We start from the raw sequence: 19303 nt of genomic DNA, 5'->3' as shown, positions 1-19303 counted from the left end.
AACGGCCGCCGCCGGTCACCACGTAACCCATGGCGCCGGATTGTCGCAGAACCGCGGTGGGGGCGGGCCGGTTCGGCGGAAGAGGCCACCTTGCCCGCCCAGGAGCCGTTGTCTGGCGTCGAGGTCGGCGCCGGATAAGGGGACACGCGGTGGAGTACTGGACCGGCTATGGGCGGCCCGCGTACGGAGCGCTGCGCGCCGTCGTCGCCGAGCGCAAGAAGGACGACCCGCTCGCCCCGGTCACCGTGCTCGTCCCGGGCAACCTGGCCGGCGCCCACGTGCGCCGCGCGCTGGCCCACGGCGTCGGCGGCGGGCCGGGTATCGCCGCGCTCGAAGTCCTCACCGTGGACCGCCTCGCCGAACGCGCCGCCGCCACCACACTGTCCGGCAGCGGCCGCCGGCCGGTGACCGCGCCGGTGCTGGCCGCCGCCTGGCGGCAGGTGCTGGCCACCGGCCCGGGCCACTTCGGTCCCGTGGCGGAGCATCCCGCGACGGTCCGCGCGCTGGCCGCCGCCCACACCGAGCTGCGCGAGGTGGACGGACCGGGACTGGACGCGATCGCCGCCACCGGTCCGGTCAGCGCCGACCTGATCCGCCTGCACCGCCGGGTCGCCGGCCTGCTCGCCACCGGCTGGTACGACGTGGCCGACCTGCGTGCCGCCGCCCGGCCGGCGATGCCGCCGGACGTGATCTGCTTCCTGCTGGACGATCTGCCGCCCAGCGCGCAGGCGCTCGTCGACGCGATCCCGGGCCGGGTGCTGATCGCGCCGATCGAGGCCGAGGTCGCGCCACAGGCGATCGTCACCGCCTCGGACGCCGACGACGAGGTACGTGAGGTCGTGCGCCGGGTGATGGCCCGGCTGCGGGAGACGCCGGCGCACCGGATCGCGCTGCTGCACGGCGCCGACCGGCCGTACGCCCGCCTGCTCGCCGACCACCTGGGCGCGGCCGGGATCCGCTGGCACGGGCGCGGGGTGACGCCGACCGCCGAGCGCCGGCTGGCCCGGGTGCTGACCAACCTGTTCGCCGCGCATCGGGGCGGCTGGCGGCGCGCCGACGTGATCGGTGTGCTGGCCGACAGCGACGTCCGGGCCACCGCCCGCTGGGAACGCATCTCGCGCATGGCCGGCGTGGTGGCCGGCGACGACTGGGACACGCGGCTCAAGGCCCACGCGGCCCGGCAGAAGGGTGACGCGCAAGCCGCCGACGAGTTGCGGGAGGCGGCAACCGGGTTGCGGGACCGGATGCGGGACGGTGAGGCGCTGGGCACCTGGGCGACGCTGGCCGAGTGGGGCCGCCAGACGTACGCCACGCTGACCGGTGATCTGGACGAGCGGCGGCTGCCCGAGTCGGAGCGGCGCGCGGCGATGACTGTGCTGCGTACCCTCGACGCCGTCGCCGGGCTGGAGACCGTCGAACCCGCAGCCGATCTCACCCTGCTCGACCTGACGCTGGGTCTCGAGCTGGAGGACGACCTGCCGCGGCACGGCCGGACCGGCGACGGTGTGCTGGTCGCGCCGCTGAGCGAGGCGGCCGGGCTGGACGTCGACGAGGTGTTCGTACTCGGGCTGGCCGAGGACATCGTGCCGGGCCGGCGCGGGACCGACGCGCTGCTGCCCGACGAGCTGCGCGAGCTGACCGGCGGCCGCCTGCGCACCACCCGCGACCGCATCGAACGCCGGCGCCGTCAGCTGCACGCGGCGTTCGCGGTCGCGCCGGTGGTGACCGCCTCGTACCCGAGGGGTGACCTGCGGCGCAGCACCGAACGCCGGCCGTCGCGCTGGCTGCCCGAGGCGCCGCTGACCGAGCTGCCGTCCTACGCGTCGGCGCTGTCCGCCGCGACCGAGCTGGCCACCGACCAGGAGTGGCGGATCCGGGCGGCGGCCGCGGACCGGCTGGACGACCCGATCGTCGCGCTGTCGGCGGAGATGCGGCAGCAGCGGGAGAGTCCCGGGCTGACCCGTTTCGACGGCGACCTGTCCGGCCACGACCTGCCCGATCCGACCGCCGGGCGGGTGGTGTCGCCGACCGCGCTGGAGGCGTGGACGCGCTGCCCGCACGCCTACCTGATGGAGAAGCTGCTGCGGATCCGGCCGGTGGAGTCGCCCGAGGAGCAGCTCACGATCAGCCCGATCGAGCTCGGCAACCTCTACCACCACACGCTGGAACGGTTCTTCGTCGAGCAGGACCACGTGGGCGCGGTGCCGGGCGGCGCGACGCCGTGGTCGGCCGGGCAGCGTGCGGCGCTGCGGCAGACCGCGGTCGAGGTCGCTCAGGATCTTTCGGTACGCGGTCAGACCGGTCACCGTCTGCTCTGGCGCCGCGAACTGGCCGCCGTGCTGTCCCGGCTGGACGCGTTCCTAACGCTGGACGACGAGGTGCGCGCCGCGACCGGCCGGCACCAGGTGCGCTCCGAGCTGCGCTTCGGGCTGTCCGACGATCAGCCGCCGGTGCCGGTGCCGCTGCTGGACGGGCGGGTGCTGCTGATGCACGGCAGCGCGGATCGGGTGGACCGGGCCGGCGACACGATCACGGTGGTCGACTACAAGACCGGATCGGCGCACTCGTTCAAGGGCCTCGGCGTCGACGACCCCACGCGGGGCGGGACCAAACTTCAACTCCCGGTGTACGGGCTGGCGGCGTGCCTGGCCCTCGGCGCGCTGGACGTCCCGGTCACCGCCGAGTACTGGTTCCTGCACTCCGACGCGGGCAAGCGGGTCGAACTGCCGATCACGCAGGCCGTGGCCGACGCGTTCATCGCCTCGGTCACCGTGATCGCCGACGGGATCGCGGCCGGGCTGTTCCCGCACCGGCCGCCCGGCGACGACGGGTTCGGCGGGCACATCCCGTGCCGGTACTGCGACCCCGACGGCATGGGCGCCGGTGAGCTGCGCGACCGCTGGTCCCGTAAACGGCAGGACCCGCGACTGGACGGCTATCTGCGGATGATCGGGGACGTGTGATGTTGTCGGACGCTGATGCGCGGCGGGCGATCCGGGAAGACCTCGACCAGACCCTGTTCGTCGAGGCCGGGGCGGGATCGGGCAAGACGTCGTCATTGGTCGACCGGGTTGTGGAAAACGTGCTGACGGAAGGCGTACCCCTGCGGTCGATCGCAGCGGTGACCTTCACCGACAAGGCCGCGGCAGAGTTGCGGGGCCGGCTCCGCCGGGAGCTGCTTCCGCACGCTTCGAGTGCGGCGGCACGCGAGGCGATCAATGAGATCGACACGGCCGCGATCGGTACGTTGCACGCGTTCGCGCAGCGCATCCTGACCGAGCATCCGATCGAGGCCGGGCTGCCGCCGCTGATCGAGGTCCGCGACGAGGTGGCGTCCGGTGTGGACGCCGACGCCCGCTGGACGACGCTGCGCAACGACCTGCTCGACGACGAGGACCTGACCGACACGCTGGTCCTGGCGATGGCCGGTGGCCTGAAGCTGGACGATCTCCGGGCGATGGCCGGCACGTTCAACGCGAACTGGGACCTGCTGCCCGCCCGGGTGCTCGCCGTGCCGGTGCCGGACCTGCCCGCCGCCTTCCGCGGCGAAGCCTTCCACGGCGAGGGCACGGGCGCGGCCTCTCTCGGCGAGGGCACGGGCGCGGCCTCTCGCGGCGAGGGCACGGGCGCGGCCTCTCGCGGCGAGGGCACGGGCGCGGCCTCTCGCGGCGAGGGCACGGGCGCGGCCTCTCGCGGCGAGGGCACGGGCGGCGTGGCCGCGATGATCGCCGAGGCCCGCCGCCTGGCCGCGCTCGCCGACGGGTGCGCGGAGGCCGACGACAAGCTGCTGGAGCCGCTCGCGCAGCTCGGGCTCTGGGCGGACCAGCTGGACCAGGCGCCGGACGACGCCGCCCGGATGACCGTCCTCGGCGACGCGGTCGTCAAGGGCTGGCACCTCGGCCGGGCCGGCAACTGGCAGTTCTACGGCGCGGGCCGGCTCCGCGACGAATGCCGCGCGGTCGGCGAGCGGGCCCAGCGACTGCGCGACGAGATCATCGACGTGACGTTGCGCCGCCTCGCCCACCGGATCGCCGCGGGGGTGCTGGACGCCGCCCGGGCCCGCCGCGCCGAGGGCCGGCTGGAGTTCCACGACCTGCTGGTGATGGCCCGTGACCTGCTGCGCTCGCCGGAGCACGGCGCGGCTGTCCGGTCCCGCCTCCAGCAGCGTTACCGCCGCCTGCTGCTGGACGAGTTCCAGGACACCGACCCGATCCAGATCGAGCTGGCGGTCCGCATCGCCGGCGGCGCCGACGCCACCCAGGACGAGTGGGCCGACGTGCCGGTGCCGGCCGGCAGCCTGTTCGTCGTCGGCGACCCGAAGCAGTCCATCTACCGTTTCCGCCGGGCGGACATCGCCACCTACCTCGAGGCACAGTCCGCTCTGGGCCGGGAGGTGGTGCTGAACGCCAACTTCCGGACCACGGCACCGATCCTGAGCTGGGTGAACGTCGTTTTCGGGCAACTGATCCAGGCCGCCCCCGACTCGCAGCCGCCGTACCGGGCGCTCACCGCGACCCGGGAGGAGGCGCCGGTCGGGCCGCCGGTGGTGACCCTGGGCGCGGCCGGGCACACGGACAATCCGAACGCGGCGACCCTGCGCGAACGGGAGGCCGCGGACGTGGTCGGCGCGATCCGGACCGCCCTCGACGAGAAGTGGCAGGTCTCCGACGGCCCCGGCTGGCGGGACATCACGCCGGGCGACATCGCGGTCCTCGTCCCGTCGCGCACCTCGTTGCCGCAGCTGGAGAACGCCCTCGACGAGGCCGGGGTCGGTTACCACCCGGGGGCGACGTCGCTGGTCTACCGCAGCCGCGAGGTCCGGGATCTGCTGACCGCGGCCCGCGCCTGCGATGACCCCAGTGATCAGCTGGCCCTGGTCAGCGCGTTGCGGTCGCCGCTGTTCGGCTGTGGTGACGATGACCTGTGGACGTGGCGGCAGGCGGGTGGCCGCTTCTCGATCTTCTCCTCGATTGCCGGGGATCATCCCGTCGGACGGGCGCTCGACTATCTGCTGCGGTTGCACAACGAGAGCCGGTGGCTGTCGCCCGGCGAGGTGCTCGGGATGCTGATCGCGGAGCGGCGGATGTTCGAGCAGGCGGTCGGCCATCCGTCGGCGGCTCAGTCGCGGACCCGGGACGTATGGCGCCGGCTGCGTTTCGTGGTCGACCAGGCCCGGGCGTGGTCCGAGTCCGAGCACGGCAGCCTGCGCGAATATCTGGCGTGGGCGGCTCGCCAGGGCAGCGACGTCGCCCGGGTGGCCGAGGCGGCGCTGCCGGAGACCGACACCGACACCGTGAAGATCATGACGATCCACAGTGCCAAGGGCCTCGAGTTCCCGATGGTGATCGTCTCCGGGATGACCACCCGGCTGACCCGGCGCAACGCCGGTCTGCGGGTGCTGTGGCCGCGCGGCGGCGGCTGCGAGATGAAGCTGCACAGCACCGTCAAGACGGCTGATTTCGACGCCGCCCTGCCGGTGGACGAGCAGATGGGTCTCGACGAGAAGATGCGGCTGCTCTACGTCGCGTGCACGCGACCTCGTGATCATCTGGTCGTCTCCCTCCATCGTCGTGGCTCCGGCACGTCCACCAGCGCCGAGCTGCTGGCCGGTGCGACGCCTCCCGTGCCGCGCTTTGCCCCGCCCTCGCTGTCCGCGGTGATTCGTCCCAAGCCGGATGTCCGTTCGCCACAGACCTTTGGGCAATGGGCCGCCGGCGCCGCCGAGTCACGCGCCGCGGCGGCACGGTCGTTCGCGGTCACCGCGTCCGGATTGGAAGGAACGTTGCCCAGTCCCGATCCGGGCCTGGCGAAGGGTCCGCGGAACCTGGAGCTCGCGCCCTGGTTCAAGGGCCGGTACGGCACCGCGATCGGCCGGGCCGTGCACGGCGTCCTGCAGTCGGTGGATCTGACCACCGGCGCCGGCGTGGACGACGCGGTGGCGGCGCAATGCCTCGCCGAGGGTGTCGTCCCCTACGCCGGCCTGGTCGCCCGCCTGACCTCGTCGGCCCTGGCCGCGCCGCTGGTCAAGCGGGCCGCCGCGCGCCGGCACTGGCGCGAGACGTGGGTGGCGACGGCCATCGGCGACCGGGTGCTCGAAGGGATCGTCGACCTGCTCTACGAGGACGATGACGGCCTGGTGGTGGTCGACTACAAGACCGACGTGGTCACCGCCTCCAGCCTGTCGGCGCGGGCGGATTTCTACCGGCCGCAGATGGCGGCGTACGCGGCGGCGGTGGAAGCCGCCACGAGCAGGCCGGTCGCCCGGTGCGTGCTGCTCTTCCTGCACCCGAACGGCGCCGAGGCCTGGGAAGTGCCCGATCTGCAGGCCGCGGTGACGTCGGTACGTGCTCACGTGCTCACCTAGTTGTATATTGGTGCGGCTCTATGGAAGCGCTCCCAAATTTCTGAGGTGACCCCGTGAAGATCCTCGCCTTCCTTGCCGCGGCCCTCGTCGCCGTCACGCCCGGTGTGGCGTACGCCGACGAGACCGACCTCATCATCAACGGCGGCTTCGACACCGAGGTGGCCCCGTGGTGGTCGAGCGCGCAGGCGCCGATCACCCTCGTCGACGGCCGCGCCTGCGTGGACATTCCCGGCGGCACCACCAACCGCTGGGACATCGTCGTCGGTCAGAACGACATCCCGCTCGTCGCCGGTGAGACGTACCGCTTCGAGTTCTTCGCCACCGGCACCTCCATCGTCCGCGCGGTGGTGTCCCAGCCCGATCCGCCCTACGCCACCTACTTCGAGGAGTCGCCGCTGCTCAGCGCGGCCGGCGACGACCACGTGTACACCTTCACCTCGACCGTGACCGGGCCGTCCTCGGTCCAGTTCCAGCTCGGCGGCAGCCCCACGCCGTGGCGGTTCTGCCTCGACGACGTGGCCTTCGTCAAGGGAGCCACCCCCATCCCGTACGAGCCGGACACCGGACCCGCCGTCCGCGTCAACCAGGTCGCCTACCTGCCGGACGGCCCGAAGAACGCGACGCTGGTCTCCTCGTCGCCGACGCCGGTCCGCTGGGAGCTGCGCAATCGCCGCAAGGCCATCGTGGACCACGGCCTCACCAAGCCGCGCGGCAAGGACGTGACCAGCGGCCAGGACGTGCACTCCATCGACTTCAGCCGGTTCCGCGGGCGGGGCACCGGCTTCGAGCTGACCGCCGCCGGCGAGACCAGCCGGCCCTTCGACATCGACCCTTCCGCGTACGAACGGCTACGCGCCGATTCGCTGAAGTTCTACTACACGCAGCGGTCCGGCATCGCGATCAGCGACGAGCTGCGACCGGGGTACGCCCGGCCGGCCGGCCACGTCGACGTGGCACCGAACCAGGGCGACGGGAACGTCCCCTGCCAGGCCGGCGTGTGCGACTACCGCCTCGACGTGACCGGCGGCTGGTACGACGCGGGCGACCACGGCAAGTACGTCGTCAACGGCGGCATCTCGGCGTGGCAGCTGATGAACCTGTACGAACGCCGCCACGGCAACGTCGGACTCGCGATCCCGGAGAGCGGCGACCGGACCCCCGACATCCTGGACGAGGTGCGCTGGGAGCTCGACTTCCTGCTCGAGATGCAGGTGCCGGCCGGGCAGCCGCTCGCGGGCATGGTCCACCACAAGATCCACGACCGGGCGTGGACCGGCCTTCCGCTGCTGCCGCACCTCGACCCGCAGCCGCGCGAACTGCACCCGGTGTCGACCGCGGCCACCCTCAACCTCGCCGCCACGGCAGCGCAGGCCGCCCGGCTCTACCGCCGGTACGACCGCGCGTTCGCCGACCGTTCGCTGGCCGCGGCACGCACCGCGTTCGCCGCCGCGGTCGCCAACCCGGACCGGCTCGCCTCGCCGGACGACGGCACCGGCGGAGGCGCCTACTCCGACGCGCAGGTCGGCGACGAGTTCTACTGGGCGGCCGTCGAGCTGTACCTCACCACCGGCTCACCGGAGTACGCCGACCGGGTCCTGGCCTCGCCGTTCCACACCGCCGACGTCTTCGGGCCCGGCGCGTTCGACTGGGGCAACACCGCCGCCGCGGCCCGGCTCGACCTGGCCACGGTGCCGAGCAAACTGCCCGGCCGCGCCCGGGTGGTCCGCTCGGTGGTGCAGGGGGCCGACAAGTACGTGGCCGTGCAGCGCGCCAACCCGTACGCGATCCCCTACGCCCCCGCGAACAACAGCTGGGACTGGGGCTCGAACAGCCTGGTGCTCAACAACCTGAGCGTCATCGGCACCGCCTACGACCTGACGCGCCGCCCCGCCTACCGCGACGCCGTCGTCGAAGGCATGGACTACATCCTCGGCCGCAACGCCCTGAACTACTCCTACGTCACCGGATACGGCGAGGCGGCCGCCCACAACCAGCACAGCCGGTGGTACGCACACCAGCTCGACCCGACCCTGCCCAACCCGCCGGCCGGCACCCTGGCCGGCGGCCCGAACTCGTCGCTGCAGGACCCGTACGCCCAGAGCAAGCTCGCCGGCTGCGTCGGCCAGTTCTGCTACATCGACGACATCCAGTCCTGGTCCACCAACGAACTCACCATCAACTGGAACTCCTCCCTGGCCTGGGTGGCGTCCTTCGTCGCCGACCAGAACGCCGGCTGACACGTTTCTTCGGAGCCGGGCCCGCCCCTCACGGGCGGGCCCGGCCGATCGAGGGCCATCCTGTCATGATCACCGCTCGCCGCGGCGGGTGAAGAGAACCCCCGCGGTCAGGAACGCCACCACGAGAATGCCGCCGAACCAGGCCACCGCGGTCGCCGCCTCGGCCGCGACCGGCGTGCCGATCATCAGCCCGCGCAGCGTCTCGATCACCGGCGTCAGCGGCTGATGTTCCGCGAAGCCGCGCAGCACCGCAGGCATCGTCTCGACCGGCACGAACGCGCTGCTCAGATAGGGCAGGAACAGGATCACGAAGCCGAACGCCGAAGCGCTCTCCGGTGTGCTCGCGATCAATCCGAAGCACACCGCCACCCAGGACATCGCCAGGATGAAGAGCGTCAGCACGGCCAGCGCGAGCAGCCAGTCGAGCGGCCCCGCCACCGGCCGGAAGCCGATCACGAACGCCACCGCGAGCACGAGCAGCGTGGAGAACAGGTTGCGCACCACGCTCGCCATCACATGCCCGATCAGCACCGCCGACCGCAGGATCGGCAACGACCGAAACCGGTCGACGGCGCCGGTCGTCATGTCGTTCGCGATGGGCACCGCCGTCCCGGCCGCGCCGTAGCCCGCGCACAGCAACACGATGCCGGGCACCACATAGGTCACGTACGCACCGTCCGGCGAGATCGCGCCGCCGAACACGTACACGAAAAGGAAGAGCAACATCACCGGCAGAAGGACCCCGAGCAGCAGCGTGTCCAGCGCCCGGGACGCGTGGCGGAGGCTCCGCCCGATCATGATCGAGGCGTCGTCGATCGCGGCAAGCATCGTCACTCCCATCGTGGTTCAGCCCTTCGTCATCGAGAGGAAGACGTCGTCGAGGGTGGGGCGGTGGACCGCGACCTGGCCGACGTCGACGCCGGCCGCGTCCAGGCGGTTGAGCAGCTCACGAACCTCACGTGCCGTCCCGCCGGTCGGCACCATGAGCCCGCCACGAGCGGCGACCGCACCGGCGCCGGCCAGCTCGAGCGCCCGCCCGGCCGCCTCGGGAGCGTCGATCCGCAGCTCCACCCGCTCCCCTGCCAGCTGCGCCTTCAGGTCGGCCGGCCGGCCCATCGCGATGATGTCGCCGTGGTCGAGGAAAGCGATGCGGTCGGCCAGCTGATCGGCCTCCTCGAGATATTGCGTGGTGAGGAAGACGGTCACCCCCGCGGCGGAGAGCTCGCGGACCGCGGCCCAGGTGGTCTGCCGGCTCCGCGGATCGAGCCCGGTGGTCGGCTCGTCGAGGAACAACACGCGCGGCGCCACCACCAGGCTGACCGCGAGGTCGAGGCGGCGGCGCATGCCCCCGGAATAGGTGCGGACACGCCGCCGGCCGGCCCCGGCGAGGTCGAACTGCTCCAGCAGCTCGGCCGCCCTCTGCCGCGCGCCCCGCCGGCCGAGACGTCTCAGCCGGCCGAGCAGAACGAGGTTTTCCTCGCCGGTCAGCAACTCGTCGACCGCGGCGGACTGCCCCGTCAGGCTGATCGACCGCTGGACCTCGCGCGGATCGGCGGTGACGTCGAAGCCGCACACCCGCGCGACACCGGCGTCGGGCCGCAGCAGCGTGGCCAGGATGCGAACCGCTGTCGTCTTACCCGCGCCATTGGGCCCGAGCAGCGCGAACACCTCCCCCGGCCGGACCTCCAGGTCGATGCCACGGAGCACCTCGACGTCGCCGAAGGACTTCCGCACCCCCGTCAACGTAACTGTGTATGTCGTACGCATATGTTTAGGCTATACGCAGTTTTAAGATGGGGTCAATGGACCTCAGCTGGCTTCCTCCGAACCTGGTCGTGCTGTACGAACCGCGCGACGGCCAGCGCCGTGGCCCACGACCGGCGATGAGCCTGGCCGCCGTGATCGAGGCCGGCGTCGCGATCGCCGACGCCGAGGGCCTGGCCGGGGTGTCGATGGCCAAGGTCGCCGAGCGGCTGGGCCACACGACCATGTCGCTGTACCGCTACGTCCGTAACAAGGACGAACTGCTCCTGCTCATGGCCAACTCGGCGAACGCCGAACCACCGCCCGCCCCCGTGCCGGGTTCATGGCGCGACGGCCTGGAGTCGTGGGCGTCAGGCATCTTCGGCCTTTACCGCCGGCACCGCTGGCTCCTCCAGGTGCCGATCAGCGGCCCACCGGCCGGTCCCGCGCAGCTCATGTGGATGGAGGCCGGCCTGGCCAACCTCGCCGAGCTCGACCTCCACGACGGCATCAAACTGCAGATCATTCAACTGCTTCACGGGTACGCCCGGGGCGAGGCTCAACTGAGCAACGACCTCGACAGTCTCGACCCGGCGGCCAACACCGCCCAGCGGTACGGGCAGATCCTCCGAGCGGTGACCACGCCCGAGACGCATCCCGCGCTGGGCAGGCTGCTGGCGAGCGGGGTGCTCGACGCGCCCACCCAGTACGACGAGGAGATGGACCTCGGATTCGGCCTGCGAACCATCCTCGACGGCGTGGCCCGGCTGGTGGACAGCATGACCACGCCGCAAGCCTGACCTATGGCCACCGCCGCAGACCCGACTGACCACGCCGCAAACCCGACCTATGGCCACGCCGCAATTTGACCTCGCCGCCGGCGACCCGGTCATCCTCGAGCGGATCGAGGCGTCACGGCTTCCGGTTTTACGTCCTCTTGCCGTCACCCTTCGCGGCGTCGCACCTTCGCGGCGTCGGCGCACTGTCTCTCTGCGGGTGGCCGTCAGGGGAACTGCATGCGGCGCGGCCGGGGGATCACCGGCGGAGGCAGCGGCAGGTCGTCGAGGTGGCTCCAGTTGAGGATGCCGTTGTCGGTGGACTTGACCTCGCCGAGGCAGGCGCGGAGCAGACCCAGGTTCGGCGCCCCGGCGAACCCGGCGATGACCACCTCCGGCTTGGGGTCGAGCTGGGCGATCGCCGCGCAGATCTTCGCCACCTCACGCTCGTCGACCGCGTCGAGTGGCAGCGGCGCCTCGGCCGGCGGCCGGCGCCACGGCGGCCCGAAGCGACGAAGCAGCTCGCGGGCGAGCCGCCCGAACGAGCGGCCGACCTCGGCGTCACGCATGGACTCCCGGGCCGACTGGCCGTAGCACCACGGCACCACGACGTGCCCGTTGATCACCACGAGCTGGTAGACCGATTTCGGGACGCTGATGATCTCGGCGCCCGGCAACGTCCCGAGGAAGAGGACGAGCTCTTCGTACGGGAGAGGCCAACGCGGGTTGACGAGCACGCGTTCGGTGGTCTGGGTGGTGTGCGGGTGCGCGTTCACTTCACGGTCGATCGCGGTGCTCAACGCCTCGGGAACCCGGGTCCAGAGTTCGGCGGCGACCTTGTCACCGAACTGCTCGACCACCCACTCGCTCGGACCGACCAGAACGTCTGGACGCATTCCGTACCACCACCGTCCGTGTCGCTGGCGCTACTGCTGGCTAGAAGAGTTCCACCTCCGGTGATCGACTGGAAGAGGGAACCTGCGGTATCTCAAAAACGCTCATGAATGAAATCCAGTCGATCGCTCAATCCGCTGTTTCGACTCTGGATCAGCAGGCCCCAGGGCTGCGAAACATGCAACTTGCACGGCGCACCGCACGTGCAAGTTGCATGCCGGCTTCGCTATTCGCCCCAGTGGATCCATCCAACCGCACTCTTATTTCACTGCGGTGTCCATCATGCAAACAAAGCCTCACCACAACCCTGTGCAGGAAGAATGCCGCGATCACCAAAAACCCCATGAAGATCGACCACCCACTGTGGACAATGATCAAGACGCGGATCCCACCGGCCGACGAAGCCGAACCCTCCCGGCAAGCTGTCATATTGCTGACACTGTGCATTTTTGAGCGACAATCACACTCGCCAAGATCGTCGGCGGGACCAATCAATATCGGTCAGGCAAATACTCTGACAATCCCAAAGGAATCATTGTCAGCCCGGCGCGCCCAACAGATAGGGCAGCCATAGGTCCCGCTGGTCCTCGAAGGGACTCGTGCCCTCCGGCATGGCCACCACCCCGGTCCGCGGGTGGCTGATCGCGATGAGGAAGTCGACCGAGCGGATCAGCGCCAACACCAACGGCGCGGCCGACAACTCGCCGAACAGCACCCGCGCCTCCGCCAGCCGGATGTCTTCGTCACCGCCGGTGTAGTGCACCTCGAACGCCGTGGGGAACGCATCGAACATCGTTCGTTCGCCGTTGGTGCGCCAGTCGGGCTCCCACATGTCGTTGAGGACGAGCTCACCGCCGACGCGACCAGGCCCCAGCCGGGCCGGGCGTCCGAGGATGAGCTGGCCACGGCTCCCGCGCTGGATCTCCAGGCCGGCGAGCGGCGCAAGCACATCGGCGGTGATCTCCGGCGATCGGTCCGTCATCACGAGGATGTTGTCCCACGAAGACACGTGCCACACCCCCTCGTCACGGAAGCTCGATCATGCTGCCGTCGCCCAGAATGACACGGATGCGGTCGGGCAGCGCGGAGCCGTGCGCGACCTGCTTGCCACGTGCGCGTTCGTAGCCTGTCCTTGCCGTCTCCTCGGTCAGACCGACGCCGCGGCCGTCGATCACCATGTCGCCTCCGCCGACATACGCCACCTGCTTACCGGCGTCGGTGATCCGCTGCGAGACAGCACCGCTCGACGAACTCTCCAGTGTCTTGAACTCGGTCACCGTGCCCATGTCGCCCGGGCCCGTCCGCACCATCGCATCCGGACTCTTCTCGCCCTCGGTCAAGCTGCGGAGACGAGGGTGAACCATTTCGCCCTCGGCGGCGAGACGCTCGGCGACTGCTGTTTCCTTCGGCTTGAAGCGTCGCTCCGGATCGTGCACGCCGGGACCGAAGTCGTCGCCGAGTGGGGCCCTGTGTAGACCGCCGTCGAAGTCGGGGTCGCCGGGCCGCGGTCCGGACGGTGCGTCCCGGCCGGCGCCACCGCCCGGGCCGGCGTCGTTGTGCATGGGGTCGGCGCCGAGGAGGCGCTTGAGGAAGTCGATGAGGCGGCGGAGGCGTTCGCCGTCGCCGAGGAGTTTGCGCAGGCTGGCGAGCAGGCCCCGCAGCCAGCCCGCGATCCGCGCGCCCCAGGCCGCACACAACGTCGCCACCTGCTCGGCCACCAGCGGCGTCGCGAGCCCGGCGCTGGCGAGCACCTCGCCCGCGTAGACGATGAGCCGCGACACCACCGTGGCGACCGCGTCCCGGACCATCAGGCGGACCGTGCCGATCAGCGCACCGGCGCCCTCGGTGAGCAGCGCCATCGTCTCCGACGCCTGGCCCAGCGCTCGCAGCGCCTGCTCCCGGCCGGAGGCCCAGCTCCGGTACGCGTCACCCGCCGCGCCCGTCCATCCGGCGACGTCGCCGCGTACCGCCCGGCCGAGCGCCTCCGCCTCGGCGGCCAGTGTCGCCGCCGCCCCGCGCCAGGCCTGCGCGTGCGCGGCGATCGCCGCCGGGTCGCCGGCCAGCCAGTCGAGTGCCTCGGACAGCGGCTTGACGTGCTCGATCAGCCACGCGATGCCGTACTGCAGGAGGGCGCCGACCGGGTCGGAGATCAGCGCGAGTCCGTCCAGGCCGGTGCTGACCACGCCGATGGCGCCGTCCACCCAGTTTCCGTCGCGCGCACCCTGCGCGATGAGCTCGATGTCCTCGGCGATCCAGACACCGGCCCACGGGCTCGGCTCGCTCATGAGCCCGGCGCGCCTGCCTTGGGGGCGGACGAGGACCGCACCGCCGAGGCGTTCCCGGCATCCGTCGTCTCGTAGTCGGTGGCTGTCGCGCGCAGCCGGGAACCGGTGTCCCGCAACGATTCCGCCGCCGATCCGATGCCGTCGACCAGGGTGTCCTGCAGAACGTTCAGCAGGACCGGCACCATCGTGCAGAGTTTCCCGTACGCCTCGTTGCCGGCTCGTGTGGCCGCACCGGCCCGCGCCGCCGTGTCCACCCGCCCGGCGATGTTCTCGACCGCGCCGGCGTGCGTCACGAGGTCAGCGGGCCGCACCCCGAGTTGCTCAGCCATGGCGAGCCGCGTACGAGGCGATCACGGCCTTGCCCGTCTCGGAGTCGGCGCCGACCGTCTCCTCGGTGACCACGGTGGCGGCGGCGGTCAGTTTCACCCGCGCCTCCCGCATGGTGGCGAGGATCGCCGCCGCGGTCTCCGTGGCCGGGCGCCGCCGGATGCCCTCGGCCAGTTCCAGGCCGGTCAGGCCGGTCGCGTCCACGGTGACCGTGACAAGCTTGTCCTCGCTCCGCGCCGACGCCGTCAGCCCGGCCAGCCGGGACGCGAGCTCCCGCGCCTCGGCCGCCCGCCGCTCCAGGCCGGCCTGCCACTCGTCCACCCGCTGCTCCGCGGCGTCCAGGTCGTCTCCGTCGAACATGCGCCCACGCTATCGGCGTGGCACCCCGGCGGTCGTCCGCCTGTGGACAGACATCGGTTGTGGACAACCGCGGCATCCGATCCTGACCGTGCTACCAGCGAGCATCAGCCGGCGACGCGCAGCGCCAGGCGCATCAGCTCGGCCGCCCGATAGCCGTTCCACCCGTGCACCACCTGCAGCCATTCCTCCGGAATGCCCGACACTCCCCACCGCGCGCCGAGCAGCGCCCCTGCGATCGCCGCGACGGTGTCCGTGTCGTTGCCGGCGTACACGGCAGCGGAGGTCGCCTTCCGGAAGTGATCGTCCTCGGGCGTGCGGGTGATCGCCGACCACGCCGCCTGCAACGCGGTGACCACGAACCCGTTGTTCGGAAAGTGATCAGGCGGGAACCGCTCGGCCTCGTCGAGCCACCCGGCCCACTGCTGCCGACGCTCGGCCGTAAGCAGTTCGACGCCGGCCCGCACCCCGTCGAAGGTCCCGTCCAGCACCGCCCGCCGCAGCCCTTCGCACCAGATCACGCACGCCTCGCCGGCGAGCGGATCGCGATGGGTGAGCTCGCTGACGGCCCGTGCCGCCTCCGCCAGCCCCGCCGGGTCGTCGAGGTACGCGACAGCGACCGGCCCGGTACGCATGAGCGACCCGTTGCCCGCCGACCGTCCCGTCTCCGCATGCAATTGCTGGGCGGCCGCGGCCATCGCCGCGCCCAGGCCGACCGTGTTCCGGCCGATCACCGAGTCGAGCACCCGCGCCGTCTGCACGCCGATGTCGGTGGCGCCCTCGGCACGCCAGCGCAGGAACTTGGCCGCGATCAGATCGAGCGCCTCCGAGTCCCGCAGGTCGGCGCCGGTCGCCGCCACCTCCGCGACGCAGACCGCCATCTGGGTGTCGTCGCTGTACTCCCCCGGCGCGTAGTCGCCCAGCCCGCCGCCGAGCATCCGTGGCTCCCCGGCGAGCGCCCGGCTGCCGAACTCGTACGGCACACCGAGGGCATCCCCGCAGGCCCCGCCGACCAGCACGCCGGCGATCCGATCGCTTCGCTCATCCACCGCGCGAGGCTATCCCGTCCCCTCGGCCCCGTCCCCTCGGCTGGAATCGGGCCCGTCACCCGGCCGGATCGGGTGAACCGGCCACCGTCACTATCGCGCCCTCGGCGGTGGCCGCCCACCGTTTGGCCCACCCGTCCCGGCAGGTCTCGAACTCGGCGTCGGACAGCCCGTAGGTCGACACGATGATCTGCATGGCGTTCGGCGGCGACGCGTCCAGCGGCCGGTTGCCCGCCGTCACCACGAGATGCCCGTCCGGGTCGACGGTCCAGGCCACGCGGCTGCCGACCCGCTGCCATCCGGTGTCGGCCAGCCCGAGTGCCTCCCCGCCGGTGCATTCGCCGGTCAGGTAGATCGTCCGGCGTACGCCCTGGGGGTTGTGCTCGAGCAGGAAGCGCAACTGCACCAGGAAGGCCTTCCACCCCTCCTCGATCGCGTCGAAGTGGTCGGGACCGCTCGCCGGCGGCCCTTCCCGCACCACGCGCACCACGCTCTGCCCGGCGTCGCCGATGATCTCCAGATAGGAGCCGTCGGCCCAGCCCATCCGTTTCTCCCGGGCGACCCGCGTCACCGCTTTCACGAAGATCTGCTGGATCTCGGCGTCGAGTCCCACGTAGTCCCAGCCGAACCATCGGTGCAGCACCGGCGGCTTGCTGACCGCCTCCCACACCCGATCGCGACCGGCCCGGACCGGCATCTCGACCTCGTACGCCTTCAGTCTGCGCTCGTGAGTCACGCGTTCCATCCTGGCCGTTCACGGATCGTCACGCCACGCCCTCTCGACCCCATCAGAGAGCCTTCAGTCCGGTTATGGGCGGTGGCGGGGCTGGGATGGCCGGTGAGCGCATGCCGGCGGTCAGCCCGGAGTGGATCGTGGCCCGCGTCTCGGCCCGGCCCAGCCCGCAGCGCCAGGCCGCGGTCTCCAGTTCGCGCCGCACGTCGGCCGACCGCAGCAGGCCCCCGCCCACCAGGCGGCCGAGCCGGAAGGCCGCCCGGTTCAACGTGTCGTTGCGGGTGCCGGCCGGGGCGTTCGCCACGCGTTCGACGGATGCCGTCAGGGCCGCCTCGGCATAGCGCTCCGGGTGGCCGATCGCTCCGCCCGGCGGCTCGTACGCCGGACCGCGCACCAGCTCGCGCAACGTGTCCGAGGCGTCGGGCAGCACGCCACCCGGCCGGCGCACCCAGGAGTAGGCGGAACCACTCGCGTGCCGTGACGGCGGGGCGATCACGTAGCCGCCGGCTCCTCGCCAGTCGAGACCGGGCAGCAGGCGCACCCGGTTGCCGTACCCCAGAGGTCTGAACCAGAAATGCCACCCGCCGCCGCCGGTGCGGACCTCGGGCCCCGCGGGGATCGCGCCTCCGAAGAGGTGGCGCAGCGCGTGCCACCCGGTCACCGAGTCGACGTCGGCGACATCCATCACGACGCCGGTGACCAGGCCCAGGTTGGCCGTCGGCCACCTGTCCCACCACATCTCGATCCGCCGCGGGTCGGTGCTCGCGTCGCGCAGCCCGTGGCGCAGCAGCGGATGCTTTCCGGGCCGGTCGCAACCGGGTCTGCCACATGAACACCCTCCGTCCGCGGCAGGGGCGTGCACCGGCACGACGGGGATGCCGTGCCGGGCGTGTGCGAGCGCCGCGGTGAGGGACATTAGAACAAATGTACGACAGGAACAAGCCGTCAGTCCGGAGTCAGCGAATGCGGCACGTGGGAACCGACGGATCAGCGGCGCCAGGTCCAGGCCGGACTCCATCTCGAAGATCGGCAGGATGCTCGCCGCGGCCGGCGGATCGAGGTGATGCAGCGCCGCCGGCTCGCCGCGGCGCGGTCGCAGAATGGGCCGGTACCTCACGTTCCGCACCGGGGACGTCTACTAAAAGTAGCCGCAGAGGTTTTCCACAGCGTTGCGGGAAACTGTCGGAGGTCCGAGTTACCGTCCTGTCCGTGCCCATCGCAACGCTGCCCCTGAGCCCATCCGCCGAGGCCGACCAGGTCATCGGCGCGGTCCTCGCCGACCTCGCCGAGGGCGACCACCGCGGCGTGGTCGTCGACTCGCCGCCCGGCGCCGGCAAGTCCACTCTGGTCGTTCGCGCGGCCGGTGAGCTGGCCGCCGCGGGTGAGCCCCTGATGATCGTGGCGCAGACGAACGAGCAGGTCGACGACCTCATCGACCGGCTCGGCGTGCGGTCGCCCGAGCTGCCCGTCGGCCGGTTGTCGGCGGTCGACTACGTGCCGGCCGAGCGGGTGCGCAACCATCCGCGGTGCCGGGTGGGCGCCAAGGTGGGCGACCTGGGCAGCCCGCTGATCACCATCGGCACGGCCGCCAAGTGGGCCACGGTCACCGAGGGGCTGTGGCCGTGGGCGATCGTCGACGAGGCGTACCAGATGCGGTCCGACGCCCTGCTCCGCGTCGCGGCGCGGTTCGCCCGGGCGTTGTTCGTCGGCGACCCCGGTCAGCTCGACCCGTTCTCCACGGTCGAGGTCGACCGGTGGACCGGCCTGTCGTGGGATCCGATGCAGAGCGCGGTCGCGGTGCTGCTGCGGCACAACCCCGACCTTCCGGTGCATCGGCTCCCGGTGTCCTGGCGGCTGCCCGCGTCCGCCGCGCCGGTCGTGGCCGAGGCCTTCTACCCGTTCACCGGCTTCCGGTCCGGCACCGGGCCGGGCGACCGCACGCTGTCCTTCAGCAGGCCGGCCGGGTCGCCGCTGGATGAGGTGCTCGACACGGCCGCCGCGACCGGGTGGGGGCTGCACGAGCTACCGGCACGGTTCACCGTGCGCACCGACGCCGAGGCGGCCGCGGCCTGCGCCCAGCTCGCGGCCCGGGCGCTGGCGCGCGGCGGGCACACCGAGGCCGCACCCCTGACGCCGGGCCGGGTGGCCATCGGCGCGGCGCACCGCGACCAGGCCGCCGCGATCCGGGCGTGCCTGCCGCCCGAGGCCACCGGCGTCACGGTCGACACGGCAAACCGGCTGCAGGGCCGGGAGTACGACCTGACGGTCGTCCTGCATCCGCTGTCCGGCCGGCAGGACGCGACCGCGTTCCACCTGGAGTCCGGCCGGCTGTGCGTGCTGACCTCCCGGCACCGCAACGCGTGCGTGGTCGTGGCCCGCGCCGGCATCGCCGACCTGCTCGACGCGCATCCCTCGACGGAACCGGTCCACCTCAACGTCCCGGTCAAGTTCCCGGACGGCTGGGAGGCCAACCAGGCGATCCTCGCCCACCTCGGCACCGTGGCCCGGTCCTGATCATGAGCCGCGTGGCCGACAGCCTGA

General features: G+C 71.9%; 15 protein-coding genes. 5 read left to right on the top strand and 10 right to left on the bottom strand.

Annotated features, from left to right (window positions below; genetic code table 11):
* The first annotated feature begins 149 nt into the window (after positions 1 to 149).
* The 3 genes from QSK31_RS23010 to QSK31_RS23000 are packed head-to-tail and all read left to right on the top strand — an operon-like array spanning position 150 to position 8601.
* The gene (locus QSK31_RS23010; protein ID WP_285686354.1) at positions 150 to 2963 is read left to right on the top strand and encodes a PD-(D/E)XK nuclease family protein; all 2814 of its coding nucleotides are present in this window, start codon (positions 150 to 152) and stop codon (positions 2961 to 2963) included.
* A complete protein-coding gene (locus QSK31_RS23005) occupies positions 2963 to 6364 on the top strand; it encodes a UvrD-helicase domain-containing protein (protein ID WP_285686353.1) in 3402 nt (1133 codons plus the stop codon). The genes QSK31_RS23010 and QSK31_RS23005 overlap by 1 nt, the downstream gene beginning before the upstream one ends.
* Before the next feature lie 53 nt (positions 6365 to 6417).
* Complete coding sequence (locus QSK31_RS23000; protein WP_285686352.1) at positions 6418 to 8601, top strand: glycoside hydrolase family 9 protein; 2184 nt, start codon at positions 6418 to 6420, stop codon at positions 8599 to 8601.
* A 69-nt stretch (positions 8602 to 8670) separates the two neighbouring features.
* Here QSK31_RS23000 and QSK31_RS22995 read toward each other — a convergent pair whose 3' ends face one another.
* Together QSK31_RS22995 and QSK31_RS22990 are read right to left on the bottom strand one after the other, a co-directional pair.
* Positions 8671 to 9429, bottom strand: a complete 759-nt coding sequence (locus QSK31_RS22995; RefSeq protein ID WP_285686351.1) for an ABC transporter permease — start codon at positions 9427 to 9429, stop codon at positions 8671 to 8673.
* Between the two features lie 18 nt (positions 9430 to 9447).
* Positions 9448 to 10335 (bottom strand): ATP-binding cassette domain-containing protein, encoded by an 888-nt coding sequence (locus tag QSK31_RS22990; protein WP_352244476.1) that lies wholly within the window; start codon positions 10333 to 10335, stop codon positions 9448 to 9450.
* A gap of 68 nt (positions 10336 to 10403) precedes the next feature.
* Here QSK31_RS22990 and QSK31_RS22985 point away from each other — a divergent pair, with 68 nt between their 5' ends.
* Positions 10404 to 11144 carry a TetR/AcrR family transcriptional regulator gene (locus QSK31_RS22985; RefSeq protein ID WP_285686349.1) on the top strand — a complete coding sequence of 247 codons (741 nt, stop codon included), beginning with the start codon at positions 10404 to 10406 and terminating at the stop codon, positions 11142 to 11144.
* Positions 11145 to 11347: 203 nt separating this feature from the next.
* Here QSK31_RS22985 and QSK31_RS22980 read toward each other — a convergent pair whose 3' ends face one another.
* From QSK31_RS22980 to QSK31_RS22945, 8 genes are all read right to left on the bottom strand, one after another.
* Positions 11348 to 12016: a hypothetical protein gene (locus QSK31_RS22980; RefSeq protein ID WP_285686348.1), complete on the bottom strand. Its 669-nt coding sequence runs from the start codon at positions 12014 to 12016 to the stop codon at positions 11348 to 11350.
* Positions 12017 to 12552: 536 nt separating this feature from the next.
* The gene (locus QSK31_RS22975) at positions 12553 to 12996 is read right to left on the bottom strand and encodes a hypothetical protein (protein ID WP_285686347.1); all 444 of its coding nucleotides are present in this window, start codon (positions 12994 to 12996) and stop codon (positions 12553 to 12555) included.
* 43 nt (positions 12997 to 13039) lie between these two features.
* Entirely contained in the window at positions 13040 to 14299 is a 1260-nt protein-coding gene (locus QSK31_RS22970) for a WXG100-like domain-containing protein (protein ID WP_285686346.1), read from the bottom strand.
* Positions 14296 to 14628, bottom strand: coding sequence for a type VII secretion target (locus tag QSK31_RS22965; protein ID WP_285686345.1), 333 nt, complete (start codon positions 14626 to 14628; stop codon positions 14296 to 14298). Before QSK31_RS22965 ends, QSK31_RS22970 begins: the two co-directional genes overlap by 4 nt.
* The gene (locus tag QSK31_RS22960) at positions 14621 to 14986 is read right to left on the bottom strand and encodes a YbaB/EbfC family nucleoid-associated protein (RefSeq protein ID WP_285686344.1); all 366 of its coding nucleotides are present in this window, start codon (positions 14984 to 14986) and stop codon (positions 14621 to 14623) included. Before QSK31_RS22960 ends, QSK31_RS22965 begins: the two co-directional genes overlap by 8 nt.
* 104 nt (positions 14987 to 15090) lie before the next feature.
* Positions 15091 to 16032 carry an ADP-ribosylglycohydrolase family protein gene (locus QSK31_RS22955; RefSeq protein ID WP_285686343.1) on the bottom strand — a complete coding sequence of 314 codons (942 nt, stop codon included), beginning with the start codon at positions 16030 to 16032 and terminating at the stop codon, positions 15091 to 15093.
* Between the two features lie 55 nt (positions 16033 to 16087).
* On the bottom strand, positions 16088 to 16765 hold the full coding sequence (locus QSK31_RS22950; protein WP_285686342.1) for an SRPBCC family protein: 678 nt from the start codon (positions 16763 to 16765) through the stop codon (positions 16088 to 16090).
* 52 nt (positions 16766 to 16817) lie between these two features.
* The gene (locus QSK31_RS22945; RefSeq protein ID WP_285686341.1) at positions 16818 to 17678 is read right to left on the bottom strand and encodes a bifunctional DNA primase/polymerase; all 861 of its coding nucleotides are present in this window, start codon (positions 17676 to 17678) and stop codon (positions 16818 to 16820) included.
* A 293-nt stretch (positions 17679 to 17971) separates the two neighbouring features.
* Between QSK31_RS22945 and QSK31_RS22940 the strand changes: the two genes are divergently transcribed.
* Positions 17972 to 19276: an AAA family ATPase gene (locus tag QSK31_RS22940; RefSeq protein ID WP_502873000.1), complete on the top strand. Its 1305-nt coding sequence runs from the start codon at positions 17972 to 17974 to the stop codon at positions 19274 to 19276.
* The last annotated feature ends 27 nt before the right edge of the window (positions 19277 to 19303 follow it).

It is taken from the genome of Actinoplanes sp. NBRC 103695 (assembly GCF_030269485.1).
In the GTDB taxonomy this organism is placed as follows: Bacteria; Actinomycetota; Actinomycetes; order Mycobacteriales; family Micromonosporaceae; genus Actinoplanes.
Note: the sequence above shows the minus strand (reverse complement) of the source record. Positions and strands in the feature narration are given on the sequence as shown.

Bases quoted from the DNA above. Each gene is read 5' to 3' on its own strand.
- QSK31_RS23005 (WP_285686353.1), top strand. From the start codon at position 2,963: ATGTTGTCGGACGCTGATGCGCGGCGGGCGATCCGGGAAGACCTCGAC.
- QSK31_RS22995 (WP_285686351.1), bottom strand. From the start codon at position 9,429: ATGCTTGCCGCGATCGACGACGCCTCGATCATGATCGGGCGGAGCCTC.
- QSK31_RS22985 (WP_285686349.1), top strand. From the start codon at position 10,404: ATGGACCTCAGCTGGCTTCCTCCGAACCTGGTCGTGCTGTACGAACCG.
- QSK31_RS22980 (WP_285686348.1), bottom strand. From the start codon at position 12,016: ATGCGTCCAGACGTTCTGGTCGGTCCGAGCGAGTGGGTGGTCGAGCAG.
- QSK31_RS22975 (WP_285686347.1), bottom strand. From the start codon at position 12,996: ATGACGGACCGATCGCCGGAGATCACCGCCGATGTGCTTGCGCCGCTC.
- QSK31_RS22970 (WP_285686346.1), bottom strand. From the start codon at position 14,299: ATGAGCGAGCCGAGCCCGTGGGCCGGTGTCTGGATCGCCGAGGACATC.
- QSK31_RS22965 (WP_285686345.1), bottom strand. From the start codon at position 14,628: ATGGCTGAGCAACTCGGGGTGCGGCCCGCTGACCTCGTGACGCACGCC.
- QSK31_RS22960 (WP_285686344.1), bottom strand. From the start codon at position 14,986: ATGTTCGACGGAGACGACCTGGACGCCGCGGAGCAGCGGGTGGACGAG.
- QSK31_RS22945 (WP_285686341.1), bottom strand. From the start codon at position 17,678: ATGTCCCTCACCGCGGCGCTCGCACACGCCCGGCACGGCATCCCCGTC.